This window comes from Sphingomonas sp. FG14 (assembly GCF_057809675.1).
This window is the reverse complement of sequence record NZ_JBMDKK010000012.1, coordinates 1-17495: the sequence shown is the minus strand read 5'-3', so window position 1 is coordinate 17495 and position 17495 is coordinate 1. Positions and strand designations below refer to the sequence as shown.

18 protein-coding genes and 1 tRNA gene are annotated in these 17495 nt (G+C 66.0%); 6 read left to right on the top strand and 13 right to left on the bottom strand.

Annotated features, from left to right (window positions below; genetic code table 11):
• Positions 1-63 precede the first annotated feature (63 nt).
• Positions 64-690, top strand: a complete 627-nt coding sequence (locus tag ACODTA_RS22450) for a hypothetical protein (RefSeq protein ID WP_489068812.1) — start codon at positions 64-66, stop codon at positions 688-690.
• A gap of 47 nt (positions 691-737) precedes the next feature.
• Here ACODTA_RS22450 and ACODTA_RS22445 read toward each other — a convergent pair whose 3' ends face one another.
• The gene (locus ACODTA_RS22445; protein WP_489068810.1) at positions 738-2396 is read right to left on the bottom strand and encodes a M28 family metallopeptidase; all 1659 of its coding nucleotides are present in this window, start codon (positions 2394-2396) and stop codon (positions 738-740) included.
• Positions 2397-2538: 142 nt separating this feature from the next.
• On the opposite strand from ACODTA_RS22445, the gene ACODTA_RS22440 reads away from it, so the two are divergent.
• The gene (locus ACODTA_RS22440) at positions 2539-3042 is read left to right on the top strand and encodes a rhodanese-like domain-containing protein (protein ID WP_489068808.1); all 504 of its coding nucleotides are present in this window, start codon (positions 2539-2541) and stop codon (positions 3040-3042) included.
• On the opposite strand, the gene ACODTA_RS22435 is transcribed toward ACODTA_RS22440, so the two are convergent.
• Together ACODTA_RS22435 and ygfZ are read right to left on the bottom strand one after the other, a co-directional pair.
• On the bottom strand, positions 3026-3778 hold the full coding sequence (locus tag ACODTA_RS22435; RefSeq protein WP_489068806.1) for a glutaminyl-peptide cyclotransferase: 753 nt from the start codon (positions 3776-3778) through the stop codon (positions 3026-3028). The two genes, ACODTA_RS22440 and ACODTA_RS22435, sit on opposite strands and share 17 nt — an antisense overlap.
• The gene (gene ygfZ, locus ACODTA_RS22430; RefSeq protein ID WP_489068804.1) at positions 3775-4488 is read right to left on the bottom strand and encodes a CAF17-like 4Fe-4S cluster assembly/insertion protein YgfZ; all 714 of its coding nucleotides are present in this window, start codon (positions 4486-4488) and stop codon (positions 3775-3777) included. The genes ACODTA_RS22435 and ygfZ overlap by 4 nt, the downstream gene beginning before the upstream one ends.
• Positions 4489-4535: 47 nt before the next feature.
• Between ygfZ and pyrC the strand changes: the two genes are divergently transcribed.
• On the top strand, positions 4536-5594 hold the full coding sequence (gene pyrC, locus ACODTA_RS22425; protein WP_489068802.1) for a dihydroorotase: 1059 nt from the start codon (positions 4536-4538) through the stop codon (positions 5592-5594).
• 3 nt (positions 5595-5597) lie between these two features.
• On the opposite strand, the gene ACODTA_RS22420 is transcribed toward pyrC, so the two are convergent.
• Complete coding sequence (locus tag ACODTA_RS22420; protein ID WP_489068800.1) at positions 5598-6338, bottom strand: EipA family protein; 741 nt, start codon at positions 6336-6338, stop codon at positions 5598-5600.
• A 191-nt stretch (positions 6339-6529) separates the two neighbouring features.
• On the opposite strand from ACODTA_RS22420, the gene ACODTA_RS22415 reads away from it, so the two are divergent.
• Positions 6530-6621: transfer RNA gene (locus ACODTA_RS22415), tRNA-Ser, on the top strand.
• A 213-nt stretch (positions 6622-6834) separates the two neighbouring features.
• On the top strand, positions 6835-8145 hold the full coding sequence (locus ACODTA_RS22410; RefSeq protein ID WP_489068798.1) for a tyrosine-type recombinase/integrase: 1311 nt from the start codon (positions 6835-6837) through the stop codon (positions 8143-8145).
• Here ACODTA_RS22410 and ACODTA_RS22405 read toward each other — a convergent pair.
• Genes ACODTA_RS22405 through trbF form a run of 5 tightly spaced genes read right to left on the bottom strand, consistent with a single transcriptional unit; the run spans position 8112 to position 11387 of the window.
• Complete coding sequence (locus ACODTA_RS22405) at positions 8112-8348, bottom strand: hypothetical protein (protein WP_489068796.1); 237 nt, start codon at positions 8346-8348, stop codon at positions 8112-8114. The genes ACODTA_RS22410 and ACODTA_RS22405 overlap by 34 nt on opposite strands.
• A complete protein-coding gene (locus ACODTA_RS22400; RefSeq protein ID WP_489068794.1) occupies positions 8345-8554 on the bottom strand; it encodes a DUF2274 domain-containing protein in 210 nt (69 codons plus the stop codon). The genes ACODTA_RS22405 and ACODTA_RS22400 overlap by 4 nt, the downstream gene beginning before the upstream one ends.
• A gap of 9 nt (positions 8555-8563) precedes the next feature.
• Complete coding sequence (locus ACODTA_RS22395; protein ID WP_489068792.1) at positions 8564-9745, bottom strand: TraB/TrbI/VirB10 family type IV secretion system protein; 1182 nt, start codon at positions 9743-9745, stop codon at positions 8564-8566.
• Positions 9742-10593, bottom strand: a complete 852-nt coding sequence (gene trbG, locus ACODTA_RS22390; protein ID WP_489068790.1) for a P-type conjugative transfer protein TrbG — start codon at positions 10591-10593, stop codon at positions 9742-9744. Before trbG ends, ACODTA_RS22395 begins: the two co-directional genes overlap by 4 nt.
• Positions 10590-11387 carry a conjugal transfer protein TrbF gene (gene trbF, locus ACODTA_RS22385; RefSeq protein ID WP_489068788.1) on the bottom strand — a complete coding sequence of 266 codons (798 nt, stop codon included), beginning with the start codon at positions 11385-11387 and terminating at the stop codon, positions 10590-10592. The genes trbG and trbF overlap by 4 nt, the downstream gene beginning before the upstream one ends.
• Positions 11388-11819: 432 nt before the next feature.
• On the opposite strand from trbF, the gene ACODTA_RS22380 reads away from it, so the two are divergent.
• Positions 11820-12116 carry a hypothetical protein gene (locus ACODTA_RS22380; protein ID WP_489068786.1) on the top strand — a complete coding sequence of 99 codons (297 nt, stop codon included), beginning with the start codon at positions 11820-11822 and terminating at the stop codon, positions 12114-12116.
• A 318-nt stretch (positions 12117-12434) separates the two neighbouring features.
• Here the strand turns inward: ACODTA_RS22380 and ACODTA_RS22375 are convergent, their stop codons facing one another.
• From ACODTA_RS22375 to ACODTA_RS22360, 4 genes are all read right to left on the bottom strand, one after another.
• Entirely contained in the window at positions 12435-14330 is a 1896-nt protein-coding gene (locus ACODTA_RS22375) for a ParB/RepB/Spo0J family partition protein (RefSeq protein ID WP_489068784.1), read from the bottom strand.
• A gap of 112 nt (positions 14331-14442) precedes the next feature.
• On the bottom strand, positions 14443-14862 hold the full coding sequence (locus tag ACODTA_RS22370; protein WP_489068782.1) for a DUF2958 domain-containing protein: 420 nt from the start codon (positions 14860-14862) through the stop codon (positions 14443-14445).
• Positions 14859-15830 carry an ArdC family protein gene (locus ACODTA_RS22365; protein ID WP_489068780.1) on the bottom strand — a complete coding sequence of 324 codons (972 nt, stop codon included), beginning with the start codon at positions 15828-15830 and terminating at the stop codon, positions 14859-14861. Before ACODTA_RS22365 ends, ACODTA_RS22370 begins: the two co-directional genes overlap by 4 nt.
• Positions 15831-16395: 565 nt before the next feature.
• On the bottom strand, positions 16396-17349 hold the full coding sequence (locus ACODTA_RS22360) for an endonuclease/exonuclease/phosphatase family protein (RefSeq protein WP_489068778.1): 954 nt from the start codon (positions 17347-17349) through the stop codon (positions 16396-16398).
• Positions 17350-17495 lie beyond the last annotated feature (146 nt).

Below are 17495 nucleotides of genomic sequence, written 5' to 3'. Positions count from 1 at the left end.
CGCCATATATCATCGACGACAGCCGCATGCATGACAGCGGTATCCGGGACATATAGGCAGGCGATGCGCAAGCCCGCCAGCGTCGATGCGCTCAACACTCTGGGCCGCGTTCGCCTTTCGCGCTCCTTCTTCATGCGCGATTTCCTGTTTTCGGAGATCGCGGCGATCCATGGGATCGCGAATGTGCCCGACGATCCCGATCTTGCCATCGCGGCGGGCACGCGGTTGTGCGAGAACCTGCTCGAACCGCTGCAGGACGCGTTCGGCCGCATCGCGATTCGCGGCGCCTATCGCTCGGCGGAGGTCAATGGACTTGGCAACCGGCTGATGCGCAAGGGTGCCAAGGGCTATAATTGCTCGATGAGCGAAACGAGCGCCGCCGATCATATCTGGGACCGGCGCGATGCCCATGGCTTCATGGGCGCGACCGCCTGTATCGTCATTCCCGGCTTCATCGAACGCTTCGACCAACCGGGAGACTGGACGCGGCTCGCCTGGTGGATCCACGACCATCTCGATTATTCGAGCCTGTGCTTCTTCCCGATCAACCGGGCGTTCAACATCCAGTGGCACGAAATGCCCGTGCGGCGGATCACCAGCTTCGTCCAACCGCGCGGCTGCCTGACCAAACCCGGCATGGCCAATCACCAGGGAAGCCATGAAGAGGCATGGGCGGGGATATTACCCTGAGTCTCACGACTAACTGTCATTCCCGCGTGCGCGGGAATGACAAGAAGCTACTTCCTTGCAGCCGCGCTCCGCTCGCGGACCGCCTTGAATTCGGATCCGTCCTTCCAGCCGGGCCAGCGATCCGAACCTGCCAGTTCGGCGGCGATGCGGCGGACGAGGTCGATATCCATCACCGCCCCATCGAGATTCCAGTCCGGCGTCCAGGCGTCGCAGGGTTGGTGGTAGCATTTGCCGGTATAGTCATCGACCCAGCGCTGCCCCGCCGCGCGACCGCCATCCACCATATCCGAAGCACCGGCCAGACTCATCATCAGCAGCACCGGCACACCGCGCTTGGCGAAGGGAAAATGATCGGCGCGATAGAATAATCCGCGTTCGGGCAGGCTCTCCGGCGTTAAGGTGCGGCCCTGCGTCGCTGCGAGGCGGGCCAGATCGTCTTCGAGCACCGTCTGCCCCTGCCCGACCAGGATCACATCTCGCGCGCGTCCCGCGGTCTGGAGCACATCGACCGTCAGGTTCGCGACGGTGCTGTCGAGCGGATAGATCGGGTTGGTCGCATAATAGTCCGAACCGAGCAGCCCGCGTTCCTCGGCGGTCCAGGCCGCGAATACCAGGCTGCGCGCGGGTGGCGGCCCGGCCTTGAAGGTGCGCGCGATCTCGAGCAGCGCGGCGATGCCGATCGCATCGTCATTGGCGCCCGCGCGGATCGTCCGGCCCTGGGCATCGGGCGCACCGATGCCATAGGCATCCCAATGCGCGCCGAGCATCACTGTCTCTTGCGGACGCGCCGCGCCGGGAATGCGGGCCAGGACATTGCGGCTTTGCACCGCCTCCTGCGTCACCGGAATATCGGCGGAGAAACCAAGACCGGCAAGCGGCACCGGCCGGAAATCGGCACGGCGCGCGGCGACGCGCAATGCGGCGAGATCAAGCCCGGCATCGCGGAACAGCGCGGTCGACGCCTCGCCGCTCAGCCAGCCCTGCACCTTCAGGCTCGTCACGTCTTTCGCTGGCCGGACGATGCCGTAATTCTCGCCGCCCGGGCTCACCACGACATTCCAGCCATAGCCGACACCGGCCGTGTCATGGACGATCAGCGCGCCGATCGCGCCGCGCCGCGCGGCTTCCTCGAACTTGTAGGTCCAGCGGCCATAATAGGTCATGGTCCGCCCGCCGAACTTGCCGACCGCGTCCTCGCCCGCGACCGCCTCGAAATCGGGATCGTTGATCAGGAAGACCGCGATCTTTCCCTTGAGATCGGCGCCCTTGAAGTCGTCCCAGCCGCGCTCGGCCGCGTCGACGCCATAGCCGACGAACACCAAAGGCGCGCCATCGATCAGCACCCGATCCTTTGGCTGGAGCGTGCTGAGATAAATATCCTTGCCGGTCGCCAGCGGGCGGAACGCGCCGCCGCGCGTGGTGCCGAGCTTCGCCGGCGCGCCCAGCCGAGTGTGGAGCAGCGGCACATCCTGCGTCCAGCCGCCATCGGCGCCACCGGGGTCCAGCCCCAGCGCCTTGAAGCGAGCGATCAGATAATCGATCGTCTTCGCCTCGCCCGGTGTCCCGGGCGCGCGCCCTTCGAACGCATCGGAAGCGAGCGTCCTGACGGTTTCGGTGATCCGGCCGGCATCGATCGGATTGTCCGCGGCCATCACGGATGACGACAGGCAAAGCGCGGAGAGGAACAGGGCAGCGCGGCGCAGCATTTGGAGAAACCCTCGGGGGAACGATGCCCGCCAGCCTTACGCCGCCCGCGACGCGGGGCAAGCGTCATCGCCATGCCATGGCCGTTCAGCCCCCATGCAGCACGCTTCAGCCAGATTCCGGCATTCATTCAGGAGATCGTCGATGATCCGCCCCCTGCTCGTCCTGCTTCCGCTTGCCATGGCAATGCCGGCGCTCGCCCAGTCGGACCGCAATCCCCAGATCGACTATCCGGGCTTTCGCGAGCTGACCATGAAGGTGGAGGCGCAGCGGCGAGACCGGCTGATTGACTTCGCGCGCTTCAAGGCGGAAGCCGCCAGGCCGGGCGTGCTGATCCTGGATGCGCGCTCCGCCGACGCCTATGCGCGCGGCCATATCGCCGGGGCGGTCAACCTGCCCTTCACCGATTTCACCGCCGAAAGCCTGGCGCAGGCGATCGGGCCGGATCGCGATCGCCCGATCCTGATCTATTGCAACAATAATTTCCGCAACGACCAGCCGCCGGTGATGCTCAAATCCCGCCCGCTCGCGCTCAACATCCAGACCTTCATCAACCTGGTCGGCTATGGCTATGGCAATGTCTGGGAATTGAACGAGGTGATCGATTTCAATGATCCCAATGTCGGCTGGGTCAGCGCGCCAGCCTGATCTGATACAGCACCGGCCAGTTCTTGCCCGTCACGAACAGCCGGTCCTTGCGGCTGTCATAGGCGATGCCGTTGGCGACATCGTCACGCCCGCGCCGGCCTGAAGCCGCCGACAGCGCCGAAACGTCGATCCAGCCCTTCACCTTGCCCGTCACCGGATCGATCCGCGCGATCCGGTCGGTCAGCCAGATATTGGCGAATACCTCCCCCTTCACCCATTCGAGCTCGTTGAGCCGGGGCACCGGGCGGCCGTCCGCCGTCACCTGGATCCGGCGTTTCTCCTTGAGCGTTTCGGGGTCGAGGAAGCGCAAAAAGGGTGTGCCATCGCTCATCACGATCTCGCGATCGTTGCGGGTCAGTGCCCAGCCTTCACCGCGATATCTGAAGGTGCCGATCTTCCTGAAGGTCGCACGGTCCCAGATGAAGCCGATGCCGTGCTGCCAGGTCAGGCTGATCAGCCTGTTCTTCCAGTCGACCAGCCCTTCGCCGAAATAGCGCGCATCGATCGCCGCCTCGCGCAGTACCTTGCCGTCCTCCAGCCGTACCTCGCGAACCACCGATTGCCCCTCGAGCCCCGTGCTTTCGAACAGCCGGCCATCGAGATAGATCAACCCTTCGGTGAAGGCGGTGGAGTCATGCGGAAAGGTCGCGATCACCTCGGGCTGCTCGACCGGTAGCGGAGCAGGCGCCGCGCCGAGCAACAGCAACGGCAGTAGCGCCGCGAACAACCGCCTCATGCGACCGCGTCCGCCAGCCAGCCCGGCAGGATCACACCCGGCGTCGCGGCCAGCGACTCGACGCGCAGCCGCATGACGGCAAGGCCGAGTTCGGGATGCCAGGCCATCGCGCCGTCACCCGGATCCGCATCGGCCCGCACCACCGCCAAACGACGATTAACCTTCTGCCGCCAGTTCATGCGCGCGGTGTTCTCCTGGCCGACATAACAGCCCTTGGTGAAACTCACGCCACCCAGTTCAGCGGCATTGCATTCCAGCCAGAGCGTCTTGTCCTGCCCCAGTTCCGCCGCGCCTTCGGCGACGCCCAGCGACAGGCGATGCGCGTGCCAGCTCGTCGCCGGCTCGCCCGGCGGCGCGATCCAGCGATGGCCAAGGCCGCCCAAGCGGGGATCCTCCGGCGCATCGGCCTGGAGCGCCCAGTGGACGGCGAGCGATTCGTCGTGCGCGATCGCGATCTGGCGGCGCAGCCGATAGAGTGACAACCGGCGAATCAGCGCATCGGCCTGCCCGGCTTCACAATCGATCAGCACATCCTCACCGTCGGCCCACAGGATAAAATCGAACAGCGCCTTGCCCTGCGCGGTCAGCAAGCCCGCCCAGGCGGGCAATGCGCCGCCGACGTCGTTGGTGACAAGGCCTTGAAGGAAGCCGCGGACATCGTCTCCTGAAAGACGGACCACAGCGCGGTCGCTAAGGGTGGTGCCGGTCATCGCCACTAGTTAAGGACGGTCGCGAAGAATCCCAAGCCGGAGCTGCAATGACCGCGACAGAAAATACGCGACTGGAAATCAGGCGCCCCGACGACTGGCACGTCCATCTGCGCGACGGTGAGATGCTGGCCGCCGTCGCCGGCCAGACCGCGCGGCAATTCGCGCGCGCGATCGCGATGCCCAACCTGTCTCCGCCGGTGACCACCGTGTCGGCGGCGGCCGCCTATCGCGACCGCATCCTGGCGGCGCTGCCCGACGATGCCGATTTCACGCCGCTGATGACGAGCTATCTCACCGACGGCGCCGATCCGGACGAACTGGCGCGCGGCTATACCGAGGGCGTGTTCACTGCCGCGAAGCTCTATCCCGCGCATGCGACGACCAATGCCGCGCATGGCGTGACCGATATCCGCGCCATCTATCCCGCACTGGAAGCGATGCAGCGCATCGGCATGCCGCTGCTCGTCCATGGCGAGGTGACCGATTCCGATATCGACATCTTCGACCGTGAAGCGGTGTTCATCGATCGCACCCTCGCAGGGCTGGCGCGCGACCTGCCCGAACTCAAGATCGTCTTCGAACATATCACCACCGCCGAGGCCGCCGATTTCGTGCTCGCCTCCGGCCCGAACATCAGCGCGACGATCACGCCGCAGCACCTGATCATCAACCGCAACGCGATCTTCGCGGGCGGCATCCGTCCCCACGCCTATTGCTTGCCGATCGCCAAGCGCGAGCATCACCGGCTGGCGTTGCGCCGCGCGGCGACCTCGGGTTCGCCCAAATTCTTCCTGGGAACGGACAGCGCGCCGCACGCGATCGATCGCAAGGAAGCAGCGTGCGGCTGCGCCGGCATCTTCAACGCACCCTTCGCACTCGAAAGCTATGCGACGGTGTTCGACGAGGAAGGCGTGCTCGATCGGTTCGAGGCTTTCGCATCGGAAAACGGCCCGCGCTTCTACGGCCTGCCGCTCAACGAAGGCCGCGTCGTGCTGGAGAAGGCGCCGATGGAGGTGCCTGAAACCATCGGCGCGGGCACCACCTCATTGGTGCCATTCCATGCCGGCGAAACGCTTGGCTGGCGCTTCGCCGGACGGATCGACTGATCATCAGAAGGGGACCCAGCGGCCCTTCTCACTGAACTTCATATAACCGATATTGGCGCCGAGCCGCAGGCCGGCGCCAAGCCGGATCGGGATCAGCACGACATCGCCACGCCGCAGATAGCTGGCGGTGAAGCCGCCAACGAAATAGGCGGTGCCTTCACCCTGCGGGTAGCGGCGGTAAAGCTCCTGGCTGTCGTAGAGATTATAGACGAGCACGAAGCTCTTCGACGCATTTCCGCCCATGTCGAAACCGATCGACGGGCCGGTCCAATAGACCTTACGCTCACCCTCCACCTTGTGATGGAGCATGCCCGATCCGTAACGCACCCCGACGACGATCGCGCCGGAAGCCTCCGAACCGGTGATATAGGCGTTGGGCTCGCCCTGATCCTTAAGGATATCCTCGATGATCTTGGCGAGACCCTGGGCGCCGCGACCGAACACGCCTTCAGCCGCGCCGATCAGATCGCCCTTCTGGAACGTATTGGGTTGCGCGGCCACCGGCGCTGAAGTTGCGGCCGATGTCGAGGGTGACGCCGGTTCGGCGACCGAATCGGCGGGGAAGTCGTCACGGGCGGGCGCGGTATTCGCCGGCACCTGGGTCTGCTGGTCGGGCGGCAGCAGATCGGCATCGATCGCCTCGTTGGGATCGACGTCACGCACCTGCGCCGTGGCGGGCACGGCTGCGGCGAACGAGAAAGCCGCGGCCACGATGATCGAGCGCGCGAACAGGGTCTTCAACATCTTCTACCCCCGGAACTATCCATTCCGCAGGTTATCTCCGCCACGCATGAGCCTGCAATGAACGGGCGGCGAACCGAGTCGATCCCGCGCCCACCCGAGTCCGGAGACCTTACCAACATACCAAAAAACTCTTCCAACCCCGGTTGATCACCGCACAACCGCCCGCTATAGCCCCGCTTCGCAGCGCATCCGGAGACGTGGGTGAGTGGCTGAAACCAACGGTTTGCTAAACCGTCGTATGGAGAATTCCGTACCGAGGGTTCGAATCCCTCCGTCTCCGCCAGGCAAAGCGTAACCCACGCTAAACCCTTCAAAAATTCGAGCCGAATACTCAAACTTCGGCTTTTGAGGCAGGCGTTTCCGTATCAAATGCGACTTCGGTGAACTGGCCAATAAGGGCTCGAACAGACCCGAATTGACCTCTCTTGTGGTAACATTTGTGGTGACGTTTTATCGCTGACGGGGCCGACATGGAGTCGGTATGTCACGGAAGGAAATGTTGACCGCATCGGCGATCGACGCACTAAAGGAAGGGGTCCTTCACGACCCACAAACCCTTGGATTATCGATCTTTGTATCGCCCAACGGCAATAAGGTCTGGCGATACAGGCGACGGATCGCAGACCTTGGCAAGATCCTCGATCTCCGCCTCGGAAACTATCCCACCCATAGCATCGCGGCTGCCCGTGTGTGGACACAGGACCTCAACACCAAGGTCGAAGCCGGTATTGACCCTCGCATAGAGGCGCGGGAGGAAGAAAAGAGGCGGCGCATGACAGTCGCGCGTGCCCACGCGCTCTACATGATCGCCGTCCGCCAAGGCCGCGCGACGACCGCGAGAAAGCCCAACAAACCTCGAACGATCAAGGACAAGCTGGACATATTCAAGCGCGACATCGAACCGTCGCTCGGGTCGCGAGTCATCTACGACATCGTCGAATCCGACCTGACCGCGCTGATCGAGGCCAAGGGGAAGGTCGCCAAGGTCCGTGCCAATCGCCTGGCTGGCGAACTCAAGGTGTTCTTCGCCTGGGCAGCCTCGCTGCGAGGGCAGGAAGTAGGCCTGACCACCAACCCGTCGATTCGCCTTGGCGACCTAAAATTCCCGGAGACACCCCGCATCCGGAAACTCAGTCATCAGGAACTAGCCTGGTTTCTTCAAGCGTTGGCCGAGGAAGCGCGGGATGTGCAGCGCGGGATGCTGCTATGGCTGCTCACCGCGGCCCGGATTTCCGAAGTGGTGGAGGCCAGGAGCGACGAGATTCAAGACGGCATCTGGACGATACCAGCCTCACGCACCAAGAATTCGAACGCTCACAGCATCGCGCTCGGCCCGTGGGGACTGCTCCTGATACGCTCGAATCACGAATGGGTGCTTCCCGCCGACCGCGTCGAAGGCCCCAAGACCAGCATATGGTATCATGCGAGAGATCGGGTCAAAGCCCGGATGGAGGAGATCGCCGGTCATCCGATCGAGCAGTTCACACCGCACGACTTCCGGCGCACGGCCCGATCCAACACCAAGCGGCTGAAGGTCGATTTCGAAACCGCGGAGGCAATGCTCAACCACGTCAAACGAGGCCTCGAGAGAACCTATGACCAATACGAGTTCGACGAGGAGAAGCGAGACTGGTTCCACCGCTGGGAACAGGAGGTCATTGCGATCGCAATCAAGGCGGGCGTGGCGGACGCGCTTGGCGTCCCGCCTCCTGTCGTGCCGAATCCCCGGCGTGCGATGCGAACGAACAAGCTGAAATTCAGGCTCGCACCCACTCACCAAAGGGCACGGGCATCAAACCATGCCTGAACTTCGACAAGCTTGAAGCGGGGGCGCTTGCGCCGGGTTCCTATCCCGAAGTCGTACTCGGTCGGGAATCCGGCGGGGCGTGTCTCGCGCAGCCGATCGATGTGACGCCGTGATAGCCGGGTCATGCGCGCAAAATCCGCGACGGTGATGAACTGGATCTCTTCGGAAAGCTCGGCGGCTTTTGCTCGCGGCCGCCGGCTCATTTCGTCCGCCGCGCAAAATCCCGATCGCTTTCCAGAAATGCCGCGAGCATCGCCGGCACCAATTCGGTCAAGGGCTCCTCGGTCCCATAGGCTTCCATATAAGCCGCCGCATATGCCAGTAGCCGCAGGTGAAGATCAGGTTGCAGGCTGATCGAGAGCTTCACGGGCACACGGTCCGGAATCTTCGCCAGCTTGAGCGTCGCCATAAGATGCTCCTATCCGCGCCAGGGCGCCAGAATGAGGTCGCGGGTGACGAGCAGCCTGACCGGTGCTCCGGGCCGAATCGCGATCGTCGGCTGGATGTCGAGGTTGCGCTGGGTGATCTGGTCACCCGCTCGTGCCGTGTTCGACTGTGCCGATTCGCGGATCGCTTGCACGAGATCGCTCTCGCCACTGATCGTCAGCTCCGAACCGACGCCGAGCAGGGTCGCGATCGCCACGCCCTTGAGCAGCGCCCAGCTATGGAAATCGACCTTGTCGGCAAGTCCCGCATATCCCGACGGATCGGTCGCCGGCATGTTATCGAGTTGGACTGAACTGCCGTCCGGCAGGATCAGCCGCTGCCAGATGACCAGCGCGCGTTTCTGACCGAAAGCGACGACGCTGTCATATTTGCCGATCAGCCGAGCGCCCTGCGGCACAAGCAATATGCTGCCGGTGACCGTGTCGAAGACATTCTGCGTGACCTGCGCTGTCACCATGCCCGGCAAGTCGGAGTTGAGCCCGGTGATGAGACTCGCCGCGATGACGCTGCCGGCAAGCAAGCTGTTCGGCGAGACCGGCGTCACCAGCCTGCCGGTGTTGAGCGTGCCGCCAGTATCCTGGATCTTGGCGAAGCGCTCCTTCCGACTCTGTTCCGTAGGTGGCGCACCGCTGCCGACCGCAGGATCCGATACGTCCGCCTCCAGTGAAAGGGCAGACGCGCGCCCTCTCCCCGTCGAGCCCTGGACGATCAACCCCGACTCGCGTGCCGCCTTGAGATCGGCGAGCCGTTGCTGACGAGCCGCTTCGGCGGGATCGACGCGTGCCGGTTCGACCTGCGCCTCCGCCCCACCCTGCGCGCGCAGGATCGGCCGGCCAAGGTCGCCGGGAAGCGGCGCCCCCAGCCTGGGCGCATCGTCATAGCTCGTCGGCAACCCTGACAGCGAGTCGGACACCGGCTTCGCCATGGGCTGCGACAGTTCACTGTCCTGCATGACTTGCTGGAAAACGCGCGGCTTGAGTGCCATCCAGGCGATGCCCATCAAGCTCGCCGATCCGAGCGCCGCCGCACCGATGATCGCGCCCCGCTTGAATCGGATCGCGCGCGCCGGGCGTGACCTGAGCGCAAGCATTTCGGGATCGAGCTTCGCCGACGCCGTATGGGCCGGCGCTTCAGCTGCCGCAGCCTCGGTCATGCCCCCCTCCTGCGCCCACGCGGGGCGACCCGATCGATGCGCACGACCTGCTGCTTCTTGAGACCGAGCCGCAATTCGGCGGCATCGAAGATGCGATCGACGACATAATAGCGGTCGCGCTGGCGGTAGTTGACGAGTTGCGCCTGCCCCTCCCCGTCCACGATGAACAGCGGCGGCGCCTCGCCCTGACCCAGCGTTGCCGGAAACTCCAGATAGGTTCGCGCACCGTCATCGAATGCGCGCAGCGGCCGCCAACTGGGCCGGTCGCCACTGATCGCATAATCGAAGTGCAACTGCTCGACCGCGATCCCGGCTGCGACCGATGCGGCGGCCTGCTCGGCTTCAACCTTGCGCCTGAGCGCCAGCAACGCGTCCTGCGGATATGACCAGCGCAGCGACGACAGCGCCGTACCCGCGGTGCTCACCAACCGGATATGATAGGCGCGACGATCGGTTGTGATGACGAGATTGGTCATGAGACCCGCCGAAAAGGGCTTCACCAGCACATGCGTCTGCCGGGCTTCGCCCGAGCCGCTGGTCGTGTCGCCGATCACCCACCGCGCCGTGTCCCCGCTCGCCACGGACACCAGAGTTTCGCCGGGCTGGAGCATGATATCGGTGACGAGGCCCGGTGCGGTAAAGGCCTGGAATATCGCGCCCTCACTCCAGGGATAGACCTGCGTGCCGCCGACGAACCCGCTCGCGATCGGCTGGACCACCGCCGCCTGTGTCGCACTTGCCACTTGCCCAAGCGGCGGCGTGGGTGACGCGTGCGCGGACGTGTCGCGGGCGATCGCGGGGAACGCGAGCCCCAGGCCGAGAATGGCCGGCAGAACGGTCGACTTCATGGGATGATCTCCTGGGCGTTGGACGGCGAAGCACCGAGACTGGGATCGAGCGGCGAACCAAGCGGCAGGTTCGGCGGTGACGCTGGCGCGGGGCGGACAAGGGGCGGCGCGGTCTCGAGCTCACGGCTCCAGTCGATCGCGTCGACATAGATGCCGAGAGGATTCCGGCGCAGGACCTCGGCCGAGGCCGGCGGACGGGTCACGATGGTGACGATCGCCGTCCAGCGGCTGGTGCCCGCCTGGCTTCCGCGCTCGAACGCTGTCTCCATCCATTTGACCTGGAACGACCTGTCCGACGCGCGGACGACGCTGGTTACCTGCACCGAGACGGTGCGATCTCCGACATTGGCGAATGGCGACGCCGAGCGAACATAGTCGCCAAGGAACTGCGCACCGCGCTTCGTCACGAAGTCATAAGCCTCGAGCCAGTCACGGCGCATCAGCACCGGATCGAGCGAGACCGACCGCACATTGGTGACGAAATGCGACAGGTGCCAGGCGACCTGGCTGTCGGTCGGCCGATAAGCGACGTCGGCGGGTCGCACGGCCCGCGATTCGCCAAGCCGGTCGACCTCGACCACATAGGGAATGACTCGGCTTTGCATCGACTGCCATGCGAGTCCCACCGACGTTCCGGCGGTCAGGGCCAGGCATCCGAACGCCATCAGCCGCCAGTTGCGCGCCTGGACCCGCGCCGAGCCGATCCGGTCGTCCCAGAGCTGGCCCGCCCGCTGATAAGGCGTCTCGGGAGATGACGTGCGCCCATATCGCTGCACGCTGCGCTTGAAGAACATGGGTCAGTCATTGCAGCCATTGTTCGTCTCCTTCCAGTCGCCGCCGGAACCATTTCCGGGGCGTGGGCGGACAAGGGGCGGGCAGGGCGCGGCGCGCACCCGTAGGGCCGCAGCAACGCGGAGGACCGGCGCGCCCGCGCTTTTTGGACGCGGAGCGGGGCGCGAGGAGCCCGCGCCAGCGGGCGGGGAAAAAGCGCGGGGACGCCGGTTGCGCGCCGGGCCGTGCCCGCCCAGACCGCACACACGGCACCGCAATGGTCCGCCGCGATCGGGGCAGGCACACATGGTCCGGTGCAATGCGTGCAGAACGGCGCATCGAAAGCCATGGCCAGACGCGCGGTTTCGATCCATGGGATCGAGCCAAAATCGCCATGCGTTCGGGACGCGTCGCCCCGCCGACGATCGGACCGAAAGGCACCAACAGGAATGGTCATGACCGAAGAATCCGCGCAATTTTCGTTCGCGGCTGCCGCCCACGAGCCGGCCACGCTTGCGGCGCGCAGCGTCGAGCTGTGGGCGGAACTGGCGTTCGACCAGGATGCACATGCGATCCTCAGGCGTGATGGGCTCGACCCCGCCGCGCTGCGCCTGTCGGGGCCGCATCCCTTCGCTTACGAAGCCGCGCCCGGCCACGCCATCGCCGTGACCGCGCGCGCCGCCGACCAGCCATCCGCCGAGGCGCTGCTCGACCTTTTCCGCATCTATTTCCTGCGCCGCCTCACTGCCTGAAGGCAGCGCATCACCGGCCTTCCAGTCGCAAAGCCTGTCGGAACGGATCCCGCGAGCGGCGACCGGATAGCCCACCCGGCTCCCGCTGCCGCGCCGTCAAGGCGAGCGCCGGTTTCGCATGCGCGGATGCCCCGTCCCATCGTGCCTTGCTGCGGGCGGCGCATCTCCGGGACCGCATGCTGTGACCGGACATGCCTGCGCGGCGCGGCGCCTGAAAGGCCCGCGCCGCGCGAAATTTTTCCGAGCCAGCCGCCCCGCAGGCGGCGGCGTGGCCACGCACAGTAAGGAGGGACGGCGATGCGCCGTCCCTCCGACCAGTCAAGCGGCGAGCGGGACCGACCCGCTCGGTGGACGACCTTCCCCAGCCTGCGGCCCGGCCTCACCGCGTTGCGCGGCATCGACGATGCGCGCGTTCGCGGTATCCGTTCGGGAGTCGGGATCCGGGACGGGATCGGTGAGAGACGCACCGTCCGCCTCCACCTTCTTCTCTTCCGCCCGCGCTGCCTGCGCCTCGGCATAGCGCATATGCGCCTCGACGCTCCTCACCCCGCCGCGTGCCGTATAGGCTGCCGGCGGGAAGCGCATCCAGCGCGGGACCCAGCGTGCGACCCGTCCGCGCCCTTCATTGCCCTCCAGATGATCGCGGACGATGCGCTTCAAGGTCTTGGCGTTCCCCCCGGCATTGGCGCGCGCGACGAGGTCGCCCGCGACCTCATGGGTGACCGCTTCCATCACCGCGCGATCACGGATCAGGTCGAACAGCGCATCATCGGCCTCCCACCAGTCGGCCATGTCGAGCCGACAGGCGGCTCCGGCGGCCTCAAGCCCGACGCTGCCCGCCGCAAGGCTCTCGCCCATCACGACTGCAACGACGTCGAGAACGGCGGCGTCGGGCAGGTCGAGCAGCCGCAGGAACAGGCCGGGCAGTTCGTCGTGATCGTGGAACCGCCGCGTCAGTCCCCGGCGCTCGGCGTCATGACCCAGCAGGTCGAGCACCGCGTGGCGGCGCTCGCCGAACAGCGCTTCGCCACGGCTCGCTTCGACGCTCATGGTGATCGCCTCGTTGCGCGCCGCCTGCGGTTCAGGTTCGACCCGCCACAGGGTGGAGCCCGCGACCGCATGGGCCACCATCAACCGCAGCGCGACGCCGGGATGGCCGGTGAGCGCGGCGCGCACGGCGGCATGGCGATGCAGATCGACATAGGCGTTGAGCGGCCCGCTCGCTTCCGGCCTGGATGGACGGACGACCGGATCGCCCGCTTCGCCGGATGCTCGGGCACGCGCTTCGCGGCGGGTGAGCCAGCCCTCATGAAAGCTGACCTCGCCCGTGGCGCGGACCTCGACATAGACCCGCCCACCCTTGCGTTTCGCCGCCTTCTCATGCTCCCAGCTCTCGAACCGGTGCCCCTTGGGCAATATCGCCACATCGCTCCAGCCATCGGCCAGATAAGCGGCGCGGCGCGCCTCGATCTCGGCGTCCTGCGCGATCCAGAAGGCGTCGGTATCGGCGACATAGCGATCCTCGCCGAACAGGTCCGCGACGACGGCCAGCCCCGAGGCCTCGATATCGAACAGCGCGTGCGCCGCCTTGATCGCGGTCCCGCCGAACAGCCATGATTTCAGCTGATGGCCGGTCGGCGCATAGGCGTCCTTGTCGTCATGGAGCGACAGCCATGCGCGTTGCTGTGATTTGCTCGCGAGCGTCAGGTGACGGACAGTCGCCCGGTCGACGACCTCGCGGCGGTAGAGGTCGCGGATGCGCGGCAACAGGTTCCCGAGCGCGAGGATGCGGCGAACGGTCAGGTCGGGAAGCCCGAAGGTCGCGGCGATATCGTCGGCGCTGCGGCCTTCCTTGACCAGCCGGACGAAGCTTTCCCACTGGGTCACCTCGTCGGGATCGAGCCGGGCGTAATTCTCGATCATCGAGGCTTCGAGCGCGTCGGCATCGTCGCCCGCTTCGAGAATGGCGCAGGGCAGCGGACCATGATCGACGCCTTCGCCACGGACGATGCCGTTGGCGGTCCAGCGCCTGAGCCCGGCGACGATGCCGAACGCGCCGTCGGGATCGTCGGACGGGCGGACGATCAGAGGCACGAGGATGCCGCGCTGGCGGACGGTCGGCAGCAGGTCGGCGACGTCGGGAGATTTGCGGGCGAGGCGCATGTTGGTTTTCGCCGGGATCAGCCGGTCATGGTCGATAAAGTCGAGTTTCATGGGATAGGACTCCTTGGCGGATGCCGGGCCGCGCGAATGGATGATCAGCGCAGCCGGGCACGATGATGCGGCGGAAGCGCGCCGCGCGCGAGCCGGATCGAGGGCGGCGCCCTCAGCCCGGTTTTCCGGGATCGGGCGGCGTGCCCGGGCGCATGGGCGGTGCGCGCAGTTGCGCCTCGGCGCTCAGGATCGAGCCAGTGCGGCGCGCCATGGCCGCCCATTCGGAGAGCGGATGCGCCGTGGAGAAGCCGATATCGCGCTCGATACGGAGGCCGAAAGGCAACGATATGCTTGCGATTTCGTGAAGAGAGAACGACCCGAGTTCCGGACAACCGAATCCGAGATCGGCCAGCCCGAACAATGTGTCGCCATCCTCGTCCAGCTCGGTCGCGAGCCATGTCGCGGCCCCGACGGGATTGAAGAATTTGACGATGGGCGCGGGATCGAAGCGCGCCCCGCGCGCTTCGAGCGCGTATCCGGCGACCGCATTGGCGCTGAGCGCGAAGCGGAGTGCGTGCGGGAGCAGGATCATGCCGCCACCTCCAGCGCCTGGGTCACGGCGGCATCGCGCAGCGCCAGCAGATAGTCGGCCGCCTTGCCGGCGGCGCTCGCGGCCCGGAAGATGGCGCGGCTGTCGCTGCGGAGCAGGTCGAGCCAGCCGCCAAGATAATCGGCATGGCGGACGGTGGGGACGATGCCGAGCGCCGCGCAGAGAAAGGCCGATCCCATTTCGGCGGCGAGTTCCTCACGCGCGTATCTTTCGGTCGCGAACGCGCCGGAAAGATCGCGCGCGAGCCGGGCCTGATGGCCGGTCCAGTGGGTCAATTCATGAAGACAGGTGCGGTAATAGTTGATCTGTTCGTAGAAGGCCGTCTGGTGCGGTACCTGGATGAAGTCCTGCGACGGCACATAGAAGGCACGGTCGCCCCCGATCCGGAAATCCGCGCCACTGGCTTCGATCAGGGCTTCGGCGGCGGGCACCATTTCGCGTTCGGGCAATGGCGCGGGATCGGTCGCGAGTCCTTCGCGCAGCCCCTCGCATTGCGCGACATTGAAAACGGTGAAGCGCTTGAGGAACGGGACGACGCGCGCATCGTCACCCGTCTCGGCGGCCAGTTCGGCCTCGCCCTTCGGCGTGAACCGATCGGCATAGAAGATCGTCGTGCCGCGCTCGCCCTTGCGCACGCTGCCCCCGGCACCCAGCGCCTGCCGGAACGTCAGCCAGCTTTGCGAGGGATATCCGGCGTCGATGACTTCGTGCCAGAGGATCAGGACATTGATTCCCGAATAGGGCCGGGCAGTGAGCGCATTGCGCGGCATGCCGGGAGCCGGGCCCCGGGGGTGCCCGGGCGCGCCCTCGGCGGCCCAGGGCTGCACCCATGGGAAACGCCCTGCCTCCAATTCGACGATGATGCGGGCGGTCACCTCGTCATAGAGATTGGCGCGGATCGTGTCGGGCTCCGGACGGCGGCGCGCACCGGAGGGTAGGGGATGTGCCACGATGATCTCCTCACGCTCCCCTCCTCGCAAGGCCGCCCCGGGAAGCGGGGGTGGGCGGCACGCGCGAACGGAAGGGCCCGCAGGAGCGGGCGGAGGCACCCGCAAGGGGCGCAACGTCAGTGGAGCAGCCCGAGCAGGCGAGGGCTTGCGGCCGAACGCGGCGGGCCCAGGAGCGAGCGCCGCCCGCACCCGCTTCACCGGCAAGGCCAAAAAATGAGCCGTCGCCCCGCCAGAGGGCGGCGACCTCAACCTCGCCTAAATCGTCGCTTGCATACCGAGACGCCGTGATGTGACATCAGGGCAATCCGGCCGGCATAGGGTACGCGCACCTGAAGCGCTGAGCGCGGATCAGATGCGCGGACGACGTTCATCCTCCCGGCGACATGGAGCACGCATTGGTCTATCCGCCGCTCGAGCTCGATCGGCCGGTGATCCAAACCGCCCGGCAGGCCGCCTGCGCGCGCCCCGAATTCGATCCTGCCAGCGTCATAGCTGCCACCGATTGGTTGCCTGGGAGACGGAATTGGAAGGAGACAGGCATCAACCGCCTCAGGCCCGGTCCCTTCTAGCGGGCAAGCGTGACGCTCACCGGGCAATGGTCCGAATAATGCTTCTCGCCTTCGGCATACCGCGTCTCGACGAACCCGATCATGTCAGCCCCTGCCCGCTTGTCGAGGACGACATGGTCGATGAAACTGTCGTAACGCGGATCACACCCTGGCGACACGCCGTCACCCGCCAGCCTGAGATCGGCATCGACCGGCTCGGCATCGTCGATCTCGTTCCAGACACTGTCGCCGGCCAGCGCCAGACGACGGTTCCAGTCGCCCATCACCGCGAAACGCACCGGCCCCGCCGCCACCGCATCGATCCAGGCCTCGAGCGCCGGCACCTGCCGCATCAGGACGGGACAAGCCTTCGCGTCGCTGCCCGAGAAACAGCCCGACTTGAGATGCACGCCGAGCAACCGGATCGGCGCCCGCCCGTGCGGCCGCAAGGTGATGTCGACACCCGAACGGAGCTGCGGGTCGCCAAGGCTCAGCGACACCAGATCGGGATTGCGATCGAACGCCATCCCCTTGCGCACGGCGAATCCGACAGCCTGGCGGATCAGCGCCTTGTCGGGATGCCGCCCGCCACAGCTTCCCGTCGGTGCACCTGCCCGCGACTCCATGACGAGTACATAGTGGGCGGGATCGAACACGCGCGCCGCTGCGGCCTCGTTCTCGGCTTCCTGGAAAGCGATCACATCGGCGTCGAGGCCGTCGGCGATCCGGCGCATTGCTGCATAATCAGCAGCACCACGCGGCGCGCAGCCCTCCCCGTCCCGTTCGGCGAGGAATTCGAGATTCCAGCTCGCCAGGCGAAGCGGACGCACGACCCTGTCGTCCGCCATGCGGCCGGACATCGACGCGCAACCGGCAAGCGCGAGCAGCAGGCCCCCCAGCAGCAGGCGTCTCGTCGCGCCCTTCGCCGGATCCGCACGAGCAACCAGGCAATTCGCCGTCCAGGAAATCATTGTCGTTAGCTCCGTGGCTCTTGAACCGCATCCACCCGACCCGCATCATCATTAAAGCATGCCGGCGACGATGCCACAGCATGGCCGATGGCGATCGCGCGTCCTCTACAAACGGCCTGGAGAGCCGGTCGAGGGGGGGGCGCCCC

Excerpts from the sequence above, each read along its gene's own strand:
- ACODTA_RS22450 (WP_489068812.1), top strand. The coding sequence starts at position 64 with ATGCGCAAGCCCGCCAGCGTCGATGCGCTCAACACTCTGGGCCGCGTT.
- ACODTA_RS22445 (WP_489068810.1), bottom strand. The coding sequence starts at position 2,396 with ATGCTGCGCCGCGCTGCCCTGTTCCTCTCCGCGCTTTGCCTGTCGTCA.
- ACODTA_RS22440 (WP_489068808.1), top strand. The coding sequence starts at position 2,539 with ATGATCCGCCCCCTGCTCGTCCTGCTTCCGCTTGCCATGGCAATGCCG.
- ACODTA_RS22435 (WP_489068806.1), bottom strand. The coding sequence starts at position 3,778 with ATGAGGCGGTTGTTCGCGGCGCTACTGCCGTTGCTGTTGCTCGGCGCG.
- ygfZ (WP_489068804.1), bottom strand. The coding sequence starts at position 4,488 with ATGACCGGCACCACCCTTAGCGACCGCGCTGTGGTCCGTCTTTCAGGA.
- pyrC (WP_489068802.1), top strand. The coding sequence starts at position 4,536 with ATGACCGCGACAGAAAATACGCGACTGGAAATCAGGCGCCCCGACGAC.
- ACODTA_RS22420 (WP_489068800.1), bottom strand. The coding sequence starts at position 6,338 with ATGTTGAAGACCCTGTTCGCGCGCTCGATCATCGTGGCCGCGGCTTTC.
- ACODTA_RS22410 (WP_489068798.1), top strand. The coding sequence starts at position 6,835 with ATGTTGACCGCATCGGCGATCGACGCACTAAAGGAAGGGGTCCTTCAC.
- ACODTA_RS22405 (WP_489068796.1), bottom strand. The coding sequence starts at position 8,348 with ATGAGCCGGCGGCCGCGAGCAAAAGCCGCCGAGCTTTCCGAAGAGATC.
- ACODTA_RS22400 (WP_489068794.1), bottom strand. The coding sequence starts at position 8,554 with ATGGCGACGCTCAAGCTGGCGAAGATTCCGGACCGTGTGCCCGTGAAG.
- ACODTA_RS22395 (WP_489068792.1), bottom strand. The coding sequence starts at position 9,745 with ATGACCGAGGCTGCGGCAGCTGAAGCGCCGGCCCATACGGCGTCGGCG.
- trbG (WP_489068790.1), bottom strand. The coding sequence starts at position 10,593 with ATGAAGTCGACCGTTCTGCCGGCCATTCTCGGCCTGGGGCTCGCGTTC.
- trbF (WP_489068788.1), bottom strand. The coding sequence starts at position 11,387 with ATGTTCTTCAAGCGCAGCGTGCAGCGATATGGGCGCACGTCATCTCCC.
- ACODTA_RS22380 (WP_489068786.1), top strand. The coding sequence starts at position 11,820 with ATGACCGAAGAATCCGCGCAATTTTCGTTCGCGGCTGCCGCCCACGAG.
- ACODTA_RS22375 (WP_489068784.1), bottom strand. The coding sequence starts at position 14,330 with ATGAAACTCGACTTTATCGACCATGACCGGCTGATCCCGGCGAAAACC.
- ACODTA_RS22370 (WP_489068782.1), bottom strand. The coding sequence starts at position 14,862 with ATGATCCTGCTCCCGCACGCACTCCGCTTCGCGCTCAGCGCCAATGCG.
- ACODTA_RS22360 (WP_489068778.1), bottom strand. The coding sequence starts at position 17,349 with ATGATTTCCTGGACGGCGAATTGCCTGGTTGCTCGTGCGGATCCGGCG.